Below are 12,515 nucleotides of genomic sequence, written 5' to 3'. Positions count from 1 at the left end.
AGAGATGAGTAGGTCGCACTAGCGGGAGGGGTCGACCAGGTTGCCCTGCGAGGCGTTGCGGCGGAACCAGCCGGTCACGCTGGCGCGCGCCTGTTTCGTCGGCAGTACCTCGTGGGGGATCCGTTCGGAAAGAAAGCACACGAAGGTCCCGGCCTCGGGGGTGACACGCCGGATTTCACGGCTGTCATCTTCGGGGTCGTAGAGCACGATCTCGCCGCCGGCGTCCGCCGGCCAGTCGGCATTGAGATAGAGCACGCTGGAAATCAGGCGATTGCCACGCCCGCGGAAGCTGTCCAGATGCTTGCGATAGAAGCTGCCGACCGGATAGTGGGCAAAATGCGCCTCGTACTCGAACAGCCCCAGATAGAGGGCACGGTTGAGTTCATCCTTGAGGGCATTCATCGCCTCCAGGTAGGCACGCTGGGCACGCGAATCGCGATCCAGCCAGCGAATCGCATCCCCGCGGATGTCCGGGCGAAGGTCATGCTCTCGCCCGCGTCCGATTCCCGCAGCCGTCAGTCGCTGATGGCTCTCCAGCGCCCGCAACTCGTCATTGAGATGGCGGATCAGGTGTGCCGGCAGAAAGTCCGGGCGCACGCTGTAGCCATGCTCGACCAGTTCATCGATCAGCAGGTTGAGCGCGGTGGGGTCCAGCAGTGGGGCGGGTGCAGCGGGCATCGGGCGCTCCGGAAAAAGGGCAGAAGGCATCAAGGCGCAGTGTTATAGAGCAGCACGCGCAGGGGCGCAATGCCTTGAGTGAAGGCCTGGCAATCCTCAGCCCGCGAGACATGCGTCAATCACGCCAGAGGCTCATGCCCGTGGTGCATGGGGGCGAGGTGGTAGGTGGCGCAACGGTGCCCCGGGCGGTGGCGGGGAGGACAGGCTGATGGTGTGTCCGAACCCGATGGCCATCATCTCCACCAGCATCATCGCGGAAAGCCCCCACAGCAGCTGCCCGGCCACCTGATAGCCGGGCACGTACCAGGTGTCATCGCCCACGCGGATGACGTCGGTGTGGGCGCGTTCATCGCGCAGCAGCATGCTCAGTGGCATCTCGAAGATATGCGCTATCTCGCCGGGGTCGGCGCGCAGCGGCAGGTCGGGAGCGATGCGTCCCACGAAAGGCGTCACGGTCATGCCGTGCAGCGAGATCACATCGCTCAGTTGCCCGTATATCTCCACTTCGCCGGAGGGCAGGGCCACTTCCTCCTCGGCCTCACGCAGCGCCGTGGCCAGCAGACTGATATCCTCCGGCTCCGCCTTGCCACCGGGGAAGGCGACCTGGCCGGCATGCTGACTCAGGTGACTGGCGCGTTGCGTGAGCAGCAGCGTCGGTTCCGGGCGGTCGATCAACGCGATGAGTACCGCAGCGCGTGGCTGGTCGTTGCTCACGATACGGGGGTGATGGGATTGCAGGCGCTGGCGCAGAGCTTCTAGCATGTCGGGTCCTCGTTGACCTTCATCTTGTGGCGTGGGATGTGAGGCGGTCAAGATGTGAGGTGACAGCCGGCCGAGTCAGCGGCACCATTTCCAGAAGCCGAGCCCGGGCATCGGCGTTCAAGAGTTTCACGGGAGAGCGAATGAACTACTGCAGCCATTGTGGTGAGACCGTGCGTCTGGCGGTGCCACAAGGAGATGATCGACTGCGCTACCTGTGTGATAGCTGCGGCACCATCCATTATCAGAATCCACGCATCATCGCCGGTACCCTGCCGATACGCGATGGCAAGGTGCTGCTGTGTCGCCGCGCCATCGAACCGCGCCTGGGGTATTGGACACTGCCGGCCGGTTTCATGGAGAACGCGGAGACCACCAGTGAGGCCGCTGCCCGCGAGACGCGTGAGGAAGCGGGGGCCGAGGTCAATCTCCAGGGCCTCTACACCCTGATTGATCTGCCACACATCAATCAGGTCTACATGCTGTTTCGCGCCGAATTGACCAGTGATTTCTCCGCGGGTATCGAGAGTCTCGAGGTGGCGCTGTTCGCCGAAGAGGAGATTCCCTGGCAGTCACTGGCCTTCCCGACCATGGAAGTGACGCTGAGGCGCTATTTCGAGGACCGTCGTGCCCGCCAGGGAGAAGGCGAATTTCCGTTGCATCTGGAACAGATCGATCTCGAGACGCGCGAGCGCTTCTTCAAGACGACACATCTGCCCAAGCACTGAGCGGGCCGTGGTCAGGCTTCACCCCGGGACCTGCCGTCGCTTGACGGCGTGACCGGGGTGGGCATCGCACCTTCAGAAGCTTTCCAGTCGCCAGCAGTCAATCGGCACTTCCTCGTAGGGGTGCGCCTCGCGCAGTGCGGCCACTGCCGTGCGAATCAGCGCGTCCTCACACACCATCTCGACCTTGACCTCCTCGACACGTTCCAGCGTGCCGCGTTCGCCGATATGCGGATTGGCACCGGCCAGCGGACGAAACTGCCCCGTGCCGCGCGTCTCGAAGCAGCAGGCCTCGTACTCGCCCATGCGTCCGGCACCCGTGGCGAAAAGCGCTTCCTTGACACCTTCCAGTGCTTCGTGTGGAACGAAGAATGCCAGTTTGTACATGGTGGGCCTCCTTGAGGGACGTGACGGGCGATGAGCGCCAGGGCGCCAATCGCCCCGGGGAAAGACGTGCGCTGGCGAGGACGCAGTCAAGCGTGGCAGAGCCTGCGCGGCGTCCCCTGATGATGGCATAATGCCCGCTGCAACGGCCAAGGACACTGCCATGCTCAAATGGATCAATATCTCACTGCTGCTACTGCTGGCTCTGCTCCAGTACCGGCTGTGGTGGGGCGAAAATGGCGTCACCGAATTGTTCGACATCCGTGCCCGCGTGCAGCAGCTCTCCAGGGAAGCGGCGCAGCTGGACAACCGCAATCAACGCCTGGGCGCTGAAGTGGTCGACCTCAAGAATGGTCTGGCGGCCATCGAGGAGCGTGCGCGCAACGATCTCGGCATGGTGCGCAAGGATGAGCAGTTCCTGTGGGTGCCCAACGTCGAGGTACCCAAGCGCCAGGTCTCGTCCGCGGATGAAGTGGCGGAAGGGGCGCTGGAAGGCAAGGGACTGGAAGAGGGCCTGCCCAAGGTGCTCAACCCATGACTCGCATGAATGATGCCCCGGCGCCGCGTCTCTGGTATCTGGTACCCGCCGCAGGCGTGGGCAGCCGCATGCAGGCTGACCGTCCCAAGCAGTATCTGGAACTGACGCCCGGCGGCAGTGTCCTGGAGGCGACCCTCACCACCCTCAGGCGCGCATTGCCCGAGGCCGGGTTGTGTCTGGTGCTGGGTGCGGAGGATGCCTATTTCACGCCGACGATGGTGCCATGGCAGGAGTGGCTACGCGCCGATGGCGGCAGCGAGCGTGCCGACAGCGTGCTGGCGGGACTCGAGTGTCTGAGCCGAGTGGCGAGTGATGATGACCTCGTGCTGGTACACGATGTGGCGCGTCCCTGTGTCCGCGAGAGCGACATCCAGGCGCTGGTCAAGGCGGCACGCGAGAGTGATGACGGCGCCATTCTGGCCGCTCCCGCCAGTGACACCATGAAGCGGGCCGCTGCGCTGAGCCATGCCGTGGAACGTACCGAGGGCTCAGCGCAGCGCATCGCGCATACCGAATCCCGGACAGGGCTGTGGCATGCCTTCACGCCCCAGGCATTTCCGCTGGGCCTGTTGCGCACGGCGCTGCGTGCCGCCCTCGCGGAGCAGCCCGAGCGCATCACCGATGAGGCCTCGGCACTCGAGGCCTGTGGACGATCCCCCGTGCTGGTGCCCGCGGCGCGCGACAATCTCAAGATCACCCATCCGGAAGACCTCGCCATGGCGCGCCTGTTGCTGGCGGCCCGCGAGGATCACGCCGACAGACCCCGGACACCTGCCTGACATGATGGATCATCCCGTGACCCCCGACACTTCGAGTTCCACGACCTCCCCCGCGACCTCCGGGCATGTCCCGATGTCACTGCGCATCGGGCATGGCTTCGATGTCCACCGTTTCGGCGACGGCGATCATCTGATGATCGGCGGCGTGAAGATCCCCTACGAACACGGCTTCGTGGCGCATTCCGATGGCGATGTATTGCTGCATGCGTTGTGCGATGCGCTGCTCGGGGCCTGCGGGATGGGCGACATCGGCAAGCATTTCCCGGATACCGACAGCGAGTGGTCCGGGGCGGACAGTCGCGGCCTGCTGCGCCACGTCGTCGGGCTGATCAATGCCGCTGGTTTCGGGGTCGGCAATGTCGATCTCACCGTGATGGCGCAGGCCCCCAAGATGGCGCCGCACATCCAGGCGATGCGTGAGGTGATCGCCGAGGACCTGCGTGTGCCGGTGGCGGTCGTCAACGTCAAGGCCACCACGACCGAGCGTCTCGGTTTCACCGGTCGCAAGGAAGGCATCGCCGCCGAGGCCGTGGCGGTGCTTGGCAGGCTGCCCGCCGCGGGTGGAGCCGAGCATGTCTGAAGTGAATGCCATGTCTGAGCCGCCCGAGTCCGATGCGCTGTCTGTCGCGGCGCGAACGGCACTGGAAGCCGCCGGCAGCGAGCCATGGGTCAAGGAAGCCGAGCTGATGCAGCGCTGGCCGCATGCCCATGGCGGCCCGCTGGGCGCAGGTGACTTCCGACACACGCCGGAAGACTTTCGCGTCACGGAATTGATGGACTTCGTGCCCGAAGGTCATGGGGAGCACCAGTGGCTCTGGATCGAGAAGCGCGGTCTGACCACTGACGAGCTGTGCCGCGAACTGGCAGGTCTTTGTGACGTGGCACCGCGTGACATTGGCGTGGCGGGACTCAAGGACAAGCAGGCGATTACCCAGCAGTGGGTCTCGGTATGGTTGCCGGGGCGTGAAGCCCCTGAGCATCTGAGTGAGGCCTTGGCCGAGAAGGGGGCCCGCGTGCTGGCCAGCGTGCGGCACCCGCGCAAGCTCAAGCGTGGCGTGCATCGCGGCAATCGCTTTGCGCTGCGGGTGAGCGGCGAGGCCGTGGCCCATCCGGATTTCGAGACTCGCTGGCAGACATTGATACGCGATGGGGTGCCCAACTATTTCGGTCCGCAGCGTTTCGGGCACCAGGGGCATAACCTGGGGCGTGCACGCGCCGTACTGATACGTGGCTGGCGCAAGCGTGATGATCGCAGCGGCATGCTGCTGTCCACCGCGCGCAGCTTCCTGTTCAACGAAGTGCTGGCCGCGCGCCTCAAGGCAGGCTGCTGGGCGACGGCGTTGAGCGGTGAGGTGTTCGCGCTCGACGGGACGGGATCGCGCTTCGTCACCGATGGCAGCGAAGCTGTCGAGACGCTGACCCGGCGCCTTGCCGACGGGGATATCCACCCCACGGGCCCGCTGTGGGGCACCGGCCGTGGCGAGTCCCATGCGCAGGTCGCGGCGCTTGAGCAGGTGCTGGCGTCCAGCTGGCCCCAGCTCTGTGACGGCCTCGAGAAGGCTGGCGTGAAGGCCGAGCGTCGGCCACTGCGCCTGATGCCTGCCAATGCCCGCCTGGAGTGGGCCATCACGCCGACCCAGGCCGATGCCGAGGCGACTGCGGCCAGTGCGTGGCTGCATTTCGATCTTCCGCGCGGCAGCTTCGCCACCGGCCTGTTGCGTGAGCTGATTGCCCACCCGCTGCTGTAGCGGCCTACCTAGCGTGCGCCACGACATGACACCGCGATGAACATGAACAGGTGAGACGATGCGCAAGATTCTGCTTTCCAATGATGATGGGGTACATGCCCCCGGGCTCAAGGCCCTGCATGATGCGCTGTGTGATCACGCGCGAATTCGCGTGGTGGCACCGGACCGTGATCGTTCGGGTGCCAGCAACTCCCTGACCCTGAGTCGCCCGCTGATGCTGTCCGCGATGGACAACGGTTTCTACAGTGTCGACGGCACCCCTGCCGATTGCGTCTATCTGGGGGTCAACGGTGTCTGGGACGAGAAACCGGATATCGTGATCTCCGGCATCAACCACGGTGCCAACCTGGGAGACGATGTGCTGTATTCCGGCACTGTGGCAGCGGCGATGGAAGGCCGCTCGCTGGGCATGTCGGCGATCGCGATGTCGCTGTGTGGCAAGACCCATTTCGAGACGGCAGGGCGTGTGGCGGCGAGTCTGGTCGGCGCGGCCGAGACGCTGGCCTTGCCGCCGCGTTCGCTGCTCAACGTCAATGTGCCGGATGTTCCCTGGCACGAGATCCGCGGATTTCGCGTCACGCGCCAGGGGCATCGTGGTCCGGCGGGTGCGCCGATCGCCGTGCAGGACCCTCGCGGGCGCACCCGGTACTGGATTGCGCTGGCCGGGGACGGAGTCGACGATGGTGAGGACACCGATTTCGCGGCCATCGCGGCCGGCTATGTGTCCATCACGCCGTTGATGACCGACCTGACCTCCCATGCGGCGCGTCAGGATGTGGAGCAGTGGCTGGAAGCACTGAGTTGACCTCGCGCGCCACCACCTGGCGGTCAGGGGTGTCGGGGATCGATCAGCAAGCCGGCGCAGGCGCGTCGGTCGACAGGATGTAATTCGATGTCATGAAGGACGTGTATCAGAACGGTTTTCCCGCAGTGCAGTCTGAGAGTGGGCAAGCCATGGCGGATTCGTCGGCCACTCGAACCTCATCGCCACCGGTGCCCATGCGCCTGGAGCGCCCGAATGCCGCGCAGTTGAGCGGTATCGGCATGACCTCTCAACGAACGCGTGATCGCATGGTCACGCGACTGGAAGAGGCCGGCATCCAGGACGAGCGGGTACTGGATCTGATGGCGGCGGAACCGCGCCATCTGTTTCTCGATGAGGCGCTGGCGCATCGCGCCTATGAGGATACCGCCCTGCCGCTGGGGCAGGGGCAGACATTGTCGCAGCCCTACATGCATGCCCGCATGACGGAGCTGGCTCTGGCCTCGGCACCGCGCCCGCGCGAGCAGTGTCGGGTGCTGGAGGTCGGCACCGGTTCGGGCTACCAGACCCTGCTGCTGGCGCGGCTGTTCGGTCAGGTGGCCTCGCTGGAGCGCATCGCCTTGTTGCATCTGCGTGCCCGGCAGCGGCTTGAGTGGTTCGGGCTGGACAATGTCCAGCTGCGTCACGCCGATGGCGGGCACGGCTGGCAGACCACGGCGCGTGAGACGGCCGCACAGGAGTCGGTGACCCTGCCGGGGTTTGATCTGGTGGTGGTGACGGCATGTGCCTCGCACTTGCCACAGGCATTGCTCCAGCAGCTGGCACCGGAGGGAGTGATGATCGTGCCATTGGCGGAAGACGGCAGTGATCGTCAATGGCTGACACGAGTGCGCCACGTCGGCGACACTCAGGATATTCAGCGGCTCGAGGCTGTGCGCTTCGTGCCGTTGCTCGAGGGAGTGATCAGGTGAAACGAGCATTGAGCGTGTTCTTCAAGGGGGCGGGCATGGGCGCTGCCGATGCCGTGCCCGGCGTCTCGGGAGGCACGATAGCCTTCGTGACGGGCATCTATGAAGAATTGATCGAAACCATCAAGCGCTTCGGACCTTCCGCCATCGGTGTCTGGCGTCAACAGGGCGTCAAGGCGTTATGGCAGCACTTGAATCTGGCGTTCTTGCTACCGCTTGCCGCCGGCATTCTCGCCAGCCTGATCAGCGTGGCGCACCTCGTCACCTGGCTGATGGAGGCGCAGCCGCTGCTGCTCAATGCCTTCTTCTTCGGTCTGGTGGTGTGTTCCGGTGTGGTCGTGGCGCGGCGCATTACCGGCTTCAGGGTCGGGTATCTGGTGTGGCTGGTGCTGGGGTTGGTACTGGCCAGTCAGCTGCCCAGCCTTCTGCCAGCGGGCACTGATGCGCCCTGGGTCATCGTCGCCGGGGGGGCCATCGCCATCAGTGCCATGTTGCTGCCGGGCGTTTCCGGCAGCTTCCTGCTGTTGACCATGGGCCTCTATGGCACCGTGATGACAGGTATCAAGAGCTTCGATCTGACGCTGATCCTGTTGTTCGGAAGTGGCTGCGCCATCGGACTGTTCACCTTCTCGCGTGTACTGTCATGGTTGTTTCGTCACCATCACACCGCGACACTGATGCTGCTGGTCGGCTTCATCCTCGGCTCGCTGCCGGTGCTGTGGCCCTGGCGCACGATCACCGATTATCGACTGGGGCCCAAGGGGGAGCAGGTACCGCTAGATTATCAATTCATGATGCCGGAGACCTATACCAGCGTGACAGGTGAGCCTGCCCAGTTGTGGGCGGCGCTTGCCCTGATGCTGGCAGGTATCCTGCTGGTCTGGTTCGCGGGTGAGCGCTCAGGACCGGATGATTCTTCCAGTGATTCCCGCAAGGAGCAGGAACATGCCTGACATGATGGACAAGGGATTCAAGCTGGCGCTGGCGGGTCTGGCGCTGGGCGCTCTGACGGCGTGCAGTACCGCCACGACGCGTCCGCAGATCCAGGATCTCAGTGGTGGTACGACACGCATCACTGCAGACAGCTATACGGTCCAGCGCGGTGACACGCTCTATGGCATCGCCTGGCAGAGTGGCCAGGACTTCCGTGACGTGGCGCGCATGAATGGCCTGCGCCCGCCCTACACCTTGCAGCCCGGGCAGACTCTGCGCCTCGACCCTCAGGCACCGTTGCCCGCGAATGCCGGCAACTCCCGTACGGCCGGCACGGCATCGGGGTCGGCATCAGGCACGGGCGTGGTGGCGACCGGGCTTGGCGGCAGCGATGACGCCATCGCCAGCGGCGGCGAGGTGCCGGACTGGCTGGCTCCGGATGAGTCGGCCATTGCTCAGCAGAAGCAGCGTGCTTCCCAGGCGCAGTCCCTGACCACCGGTAGCGGCGGCGTCGCGGCGGCTGCCACGGGCGCGGCCGCTGCTGCGGGCGTCGGCCCGGGGCCCGTGTATCAGGAAGGCAGTGAAGAGGCGCTGGCGGAGTCTGCGCGTGCACAGGCCGCGGACGAAGCCTCCCGAGCCGGCGAGGCACTGGAGAGTGCCGGCAGCAATGCCCAGGCCAGGGCGAGTGAGGCCGAGGCTGCTACTCGCAAGGCGGCGCAGGAGAAGGCGGCTCGCGAGAAGGCCGAGCAGCTGGCAGCGGCCAAGGCCGAGCGTGACAAGGCGGCGGCAAACGTGAAAAGTGCCTCCGACAAGGTTGAAAAGGGCACCAACGTTGCGGGCGCCACACCCGAGGCGGCACCGGCCAAGAAAACCTATGTGCCGGTAAAAAACGTTGACTGGCAGTGGCCTACGCAAGGCGAGATCATCGGCAAATTCGGTGAGTCCGAGAGTGTGACGGGCGGCATTGATATCGCTGGTCAAAAGGGGCAACCTGTCAAGGCAGCAGGGCCGGGGATTGTGGTCTACGCGGGGAGTGGAGTGCGCGGTTACGGCAACCTCATCATCCTCAAGCACAATGACCGTTATCTGAGTGCCTACGCCCACAACGACAGCCTCCGCGTCTCGGAGAATGATGTTGTCGAGGCCGGACAGGTAATCGCCACTCTGGGAGCCACTGACGCCGAACGTGCGCAGCTGCATTTCGAGATCCGCGAGGATGGGCAGCCGAAGGATCCCTTGAAGTTCCTGCCCAAGCGCTGACGTCCACCGCTGCCACAACAAGAAGTTCCTGGCACCAGACCAGAGACAACGGGGTATCGACATGAGCATGCTGGAAAAGGATATCGATCAGGCCGAGGTGGAGCTGTCCCTCGATGATGTCGAGGAAGACGATACGCTTGAGGCTGAAGCGGAAGAGGCGGCATTCGAACGCGCCCTGAACCGTGAAGAGCGCAAGCACTACCAGAGCCTGGATGCAACGCAGATCTACCTCAACGAGATCGGCTTCTCGCCATTGCTCAAACCGGAAGAGGAAGTCTATTTCGGGCGACTGGCGCAGGCGGGAGACCCTGCCGGCCGGCAGCGCATGATCGAATCCAACCTGCGTCTGGTGGTCAAGATCGCGCGGCGCTATCTGAATCGCGGATTGTCACTGCTCGACCTGATCGAGGAGGGCAATCTGGGCCTGATACGCGCGGTGGAGAAATTCGACCCCGAGCGCGGTTTCCGCTTCTCGACCTACGCCACCTGGTGGATCCGTCAGACCATCGAGCGCGCGTTGATGAATCAGACGCGCACCATCCGGTTGCCGATTCATGTCGTGAAGGAGCTCAACATCTATCTGCGCGCTGCTCGCCAGTTGACGCAGAAGCTTGACCACGAGGCGACGGCCGAGGAAATCGCCGATTTCCTCGACAAGCCGGTGGAGACGGTCAAGAAGATGCTGGGGCTCAATGAGCGAGTGTCCTCGGTGGACTATCCGATGGGCGGCGAGAGTGACAAGCCGTTGATCGAGACGATCGCCGATGAAAATGACACCAGCCCCGAGTCCAGTCTGGTCGATGTCGACGTCAAGGCACATGTCGATGAGTGGCTGGCGGAGCTGACCGACAAGCAGATGGAAGTGGTGGTACGCCGCTTCGGGCTGCGGGGTCACGAAGCCGCCACGCTGGAGGAGGTCGGCGAGGAGATCGGTCTGACGCGTGAGCGAGTGCGTCAGATTCAGGTCGAGGCGCTCAAGAAACTGCGTCGCATGCTCGAGAAACAGGGCCTGTCGCTGGAATCCATCTTCGAATGATTCGCTGACATGTCATCGAAGGGACTGGCAGCTGTCATCGTCTGGCCCGATATCCGTGACATCCTGCTGGATAGTGGACGCAACACGACATGAAAACGGCCCCCCGCTTGCGGGCGGGCCGTTTTCATATTTTCTGAGCATTGGTTTGGCAGGCTATGGGGTTGGCAGAAAGATGACGGTGCATATGATTCGACACTGGGGCCGTGTTGCATTGTTGCTGGGATGGAAACGCTGTAAGGCAAATGAAGTTAGCCAACTAACTGGACGCCTTGCAAGGCGACGATTAGACTGAGTCCTTTTTCCACGACCCGCCCCCGAAGGGGCTGATGCCGTCATCAGCCGGCCCGTGAAACGACCTTATCTCCCCTTGCCTTGGTGCCTTTGGCGCATCATGCAGGTCACGACTGACTGTTACCGATCAGGAATACGCATACATGGCCAACATACGCATACTGCCTCTGGTGCTGGCGATGGGTTTCGCGACCCAGGCCCAGGCTGCCGATCTGCTCGACATTACCCGTGATGCGCTGACCCACAATGCCAGCCTGTCGTCCTCTCGCTCTCTGTATCAGAGCGTCGAGGACAACGAGCGGATCGAGCTTTCGGATCTGCTGCCACAGATCTCGGCCACCGGCACCGTGTCACGCACCGATGTCACGGGCAATTCCCAGAGCGGTGTGGAAGGGGATTACACCGACAGCAACATCGTGCTCAACGTGAATCAGCAGCTGTTCGACGCTGCCGACTGGTATGAGCTGGCGACCAGCAAGGACAGTACCGAGCAGCAGAAACTGCTGCTGGATTCCGATCAGCAGCAGCTGTTGTACGATGTGGCCTCCGCGTACTTCACCATCCTCAACAACCGGGATGTGCTGGATGCGCGCATCGCGCAGGAGAAGGCCTTTTCCCGTCAGCTGGATCAGGCCAATCAGCAGTTCGAGGTCGGGCTGATCGCGATCACCGATGTCCAGGAGGCCAGAGCGTCCTTTGATGACGCACGCGCCCAGCGGATTGCCGCGGAAGCCGACCTGCAGGTCAGCTTCGAGGCACTTCAGCAATTGACCGGCCAGCAATACGATTCCATCGATGGGCTGGAAGAGGATCTCGCCATCGAAGCGCCGGTGCCCGCCAGTCGTGGCAAGTGGGTCGAGATGGCGTTGGTCAACAATCCCTTGATCGGTGCCGCGCAGAAGGGTGTCGATGTCGCCAAGGGTGACGTCAAGACCTCGCGTGCCGGTCATCTGCCGGAAGTCGGTGCCTTCGCGACCTACTCCTATGATGAAACCGACGTCGCATCCTCCGGGGGATATCAGGAATACAACCAGATCGGTATCCAGGCGTCATTGCCGATCTATACCGGTGGTCGCACATCCGCGCAGGTACGCCAGAGCACGCACCTGCTGGAGCAGAGCCAGTACGACCTGCTGGACCAGCAGCGTTCCACCACCCAGAGCGTGCGTTCGCTCTACAGTCAGGTCCGCAGCGACGTCCTGACGGTCAAGGCGCGCAAGCAGGCCATCGTCTCCAGCCGCAGCGCGCTGGAAGCCACGCGCTCGGGGTATGAAGTCGGTACCCGTAACATCGTCGATGTGCTGGATGCCGAGCAGGCGCTTTATCAAGCCCTGGCGGACTATGCCTCCTCGCGTTACACCTACGTGCTGGATCTGCTCAACCTGCGCCAGGCGGCGGGCATCATCGACGTCAACACCGTGCGCGATCTGAACGAGAGCCTCAAGCGCGATCGTCAGGTATCACTGGTTCTGCAGGACGAAGACGACACCGAGCTGGATGGCCCGGCCCAGTGATCTGATACTGGCCTGACCGGCTTCTCCTGACACCCCCATCGGCCATTGCCGGTGGGGGTGTTCGCGTATCGGGGGGCAGAAATCTCGCCGTGAAGCGTGAATGACAACAGCTGTGATGCTTGTCTGGAGGAATATGCCA

General features: G+C 63.6%; 14 protein-coding genes. 11 read left to right on the top strand and 3 right to left on the bottom strand.

Translation table 11 applies throughout. The features are described from left to right. Positions 1-18 precede the first annotated feature (18 nt). Together HXS65_RS06390 and HXS65_RS06385 are read right to left on the bottom strand one after the other, a co-directional pair. Entirely contained in the window at positions 19-678 is a 660-nt protein-coding gene (locus tag HXS65_RS06390; RefSeq protein ID WP_084208041.1) for a 2OG-Fe(II) oxygenase, read from the bottom strand. A gap of 132 nt (positions 679-810) precedes the next feature. Beyond that, on the bottom strand, positions 811-1,440 hold the full coding sequence (locus tag HXS65_RS06385) for a CoA pyrophosphatase (protein WP_136938781.1): 630 nt from the start codon (positions 1,438-1,440) through the stop codon (positions 811-813). A gap of 140 nt (positions 1,441-1,580) precedes the next feature. Between HXS65_RS06385 and HXS65_RS06380 the strand changes: the two genes are divergently transcribed. Then, a complete protein-coding gene (locus HXS65_RS06380) occupies positions 1,581-2,165 on the top strand; it encodes an NUDIX hydrolase (RefSeq protein ID WP_084208042.1) in 585 nt (194 codons plus the stop codon). A gap of 72 nt (positions 2,166-2,237) precedes the next feature. On the opposite strand, the gene HXS65_RS06375 is transcribed toward HXS65_RS06380, so the two are convergent. Continuing rightward, positions 2,238-2,549: an NGG1p interacting factor NIF3 gene (locus tag HXS65_RS06375; protein WP_084208043.1), complete on the bottom strand. Its 312-nt coding sequence runs from the start codon at positions 2,547-2,549 to the stop codon at positions 2,238-2,240. A 160-nt stretch (positions 2,550-2,709) separates the two neighbouring features. On the opposite strand from HXS65_RS06375, the gene ftsB reads away from it, so the two are divergent. From ftsB to HXS65_RS06325, 10 genes are all read left to right on the top strand, one after another. Then, positions 2,710-3,084: a cell division protein FtsB gene (gene ftsB / locus HXS65_RS06370; RefSeq protein ID WP_077375092.1), complete on the top strand. Its 375-nt coding sequence runs from the start codon at positions 2,710-2,712 to the stop codon at positions 3,082-3,084. Then, entirely contained in the window at positions 3,081-3,863 is a 783-nt protein-coding gene (gene ispD, locus HXS65_RS06365; protein WP_176493465.1) for a 2-C-methyl-D-erythritol 4-phosphate cytidylyltransferase, read from the top strand. Before ftsB ends, ispD begins: the two co-directional genes overlap by 4 nt. 73 nt (positions 3,864-3,936) lie before the next feature. Further along, positions 3,937-4,443, top strand: a complete 507-nt coding sequence (ispF, locus tag HXS65_RS06360) for a 2-C-methyl-D-erythritol 2,4-cyclodiphosphate synthase (RefSeq protein WP_169477230.1) — start codon at positions 3,937-3,939, stop codon at positions 4,441-4,443. Further along, entirely contained in the window at positions 4,436-5,611 is a 1,176-nt protein-coding gene (gene truD, locus HXS65_RS06355) for a tRNA pseudouridine(13) synthase TruD (RefSeq protein WP_307722818.1), read from the top strand. Before ispF ends, truD begins: the two co-directional genes overlap by 8 nt. A gap of 58 nt (positions 5,612-5,669) precedes the next feature. After that, complete coding sequence (gene surE / locus HXS65_RS06350) at positions 5,670-6,416, top strand: 5'/3'-nucleotidase SurE (protein WP_136938778.1); 747 nt, start codon at positions 5,670-5,672, stop codon at positions 6,414-6,416. Positions 6,417-6,610: 194 nt separating this feature from the next. Further along, positions 6,611-7,345, top strand: a complete 735-nt coding sequence (locus HXS65_RS06345; RefSeq protein ID WP_084209621.1) for a protein-L-isoaspartate(D-aspartate) O-methyltransferase — start codon at positions 6,611-6,613, stop codon at positions 7,343-7,345. Beyond that, the gene (locus HXS65_RS06340) at positions 7,342-8,295 is read left to right on the top strand and encodes a DUF368 domain-containing protein (RefSeq protein ID WP_240499669.1); all 954 of its coding nucleotides are present in this window, start codon (positions 7,342-7,344) and stop codon (positions 8,293-8,295) included. The genes HXS65_RS06345 and HXS65_RS06340 overlap by 4 nt, the downstream gene beginning before the upstream one ends. After that, entirely contained in the window at positions 8,288-9,535 is a 1,248-nt protein-coding gene (locus tag HXS65_RS06335; RefSeq protein WP_255304437.1) for a peptidoglycan DD-metalloendopeptidase family protein, read from the top strand. The genes HXS65_RS06340 and HXS65_RS06335 overlap by 8 nt, the downstream gene beginning before the upstream one ends. Positions 9,536-9,596: 61 nt before the next feature. Beyond that, positions 9,597-10,571 (top strand): RNA polymerase sigma factor RpoS, encoded by a 975-nt coding sequence (rpoS, locus tag HXS65_RS06330; RefSeq protein WP_077375080.1) that lies wholly within the window; start codon positions 9,597-9,599, stop codon positions 10,569-10,571. A gap of 434 nt (positions 10,572-11,005) precedes the next feature. After that, complete coding sequence (locus tag HXS65_RS06325; RefSeq protein ID WP_077375077.1) at positions 11,006-12,376, top strand: TolC family outer membrane protein; 1,371 nt, start codon at positions 11,006-11,008, stop codon at positions 12,374-12,376. Positions 12,377-12,515: the final 139 nt, after the last annotated feature.

It is taken from the genome of Cobetia sp. 5-25-4-2 (assembly GCF_013374075.1).
GTDB lineage: Bacteria > Pseudomonadota > Gammaproteobacteria > Pseudomonadales > Halomonadaceae > Cobetia > Cobetia marina.
This window is presented reverse-complemented; position numbering and strand designations above follow the sequence as displayed.

Bases quoted from the DNA above. Each gene is read 5' to 3' on its own strand.
- HXS65_RS06390 (WP_084208041.1), bottom strand. From the start codon at position 678: ATGCCCGCTGCACCCGCCCCACTGCTGGACCCCACCGCGCTCAACCTG.
- HXS65_RS06385 (WP_136938781.1), bottom strand. From the start codon at position 1,440: ATGCTAGAAGCTCTGCGCCAGCGCCTGCAATCCCATCACCCCCGTATC.
- HXS65_RS06380 (WP_084208042.1), top strand. From the start codon at position 1,581: ATGAACTACTGCAGCCATTGTGGTGAGACCGTGCGTCTGGCGGTGCCA.
- HXS65_RS06375 (WP_084208043.1), bottom strand. From the start codon at position 2,549: ATGTACAAACTGGCATTCTTCGTTCCACACGAAGCACTGGAAGGTGTC.
- ftsB (WP_077375092.1), top strand. From the start codon at position 2,710: ATGCTCAAATGGATCAATATCTCACTGCTGCTACTGCTGGCTCTGCTC.
- ispD (WP_176493465.1), top strand. From the start codon at position 3,081: ATGACTCGCATGAATGATGCCCCGGCGCCGCGTCTCTGGTATCTGGTA.
- ispF (WP_169477230.1), top strand. From the start codon at position 3,937: ATGTCACTGCGCATCGGGCATGGCTTCGATGTCCACCGTTTCGGCGAC.
- truD (WP_307722818.1), top strand. From the start codon at position 4,436: ATGTCTGAAGTGAATGCCATGTCTGAGCCGCCCGAGTCCGATGCGCTG.
- surE (WP_136938778.1), top strand. From the start codon at position 5,670: ATGCGCAAGATTCTGCTTTCCAATGATGATGGGGTACATGCCCCCGGG.
- HXS65_RS06345 (WP_084209621.1), top strand. From the start codon at position 6,611: ATGCGCCTGGAGCGCCCGAATGCCGCGCAGTTGAGCGGTATCGGCATG.
- HXS65_RS06335 (WP_255304437.1), top strand. From the start codon at position 8,288: ATGCCTGACATGATGGACAAGGGATTCAAGCTGGCGCTGGCGGGTCTG.
- rpoS (WP_077375080.1), top strand. From the start codon at position 9,597: ATGAGCATGCTGGAAAAGGATATCGATCAGGCCGAGGTGGAGCTGTCC.
- HXS65_RS06325 (WP_077375077.1), top strand. From the start codon at position 11,006: ATGGCCAACATACGCATACTGCCTCTGGTGCTGGCGATGGGTTTCGCG.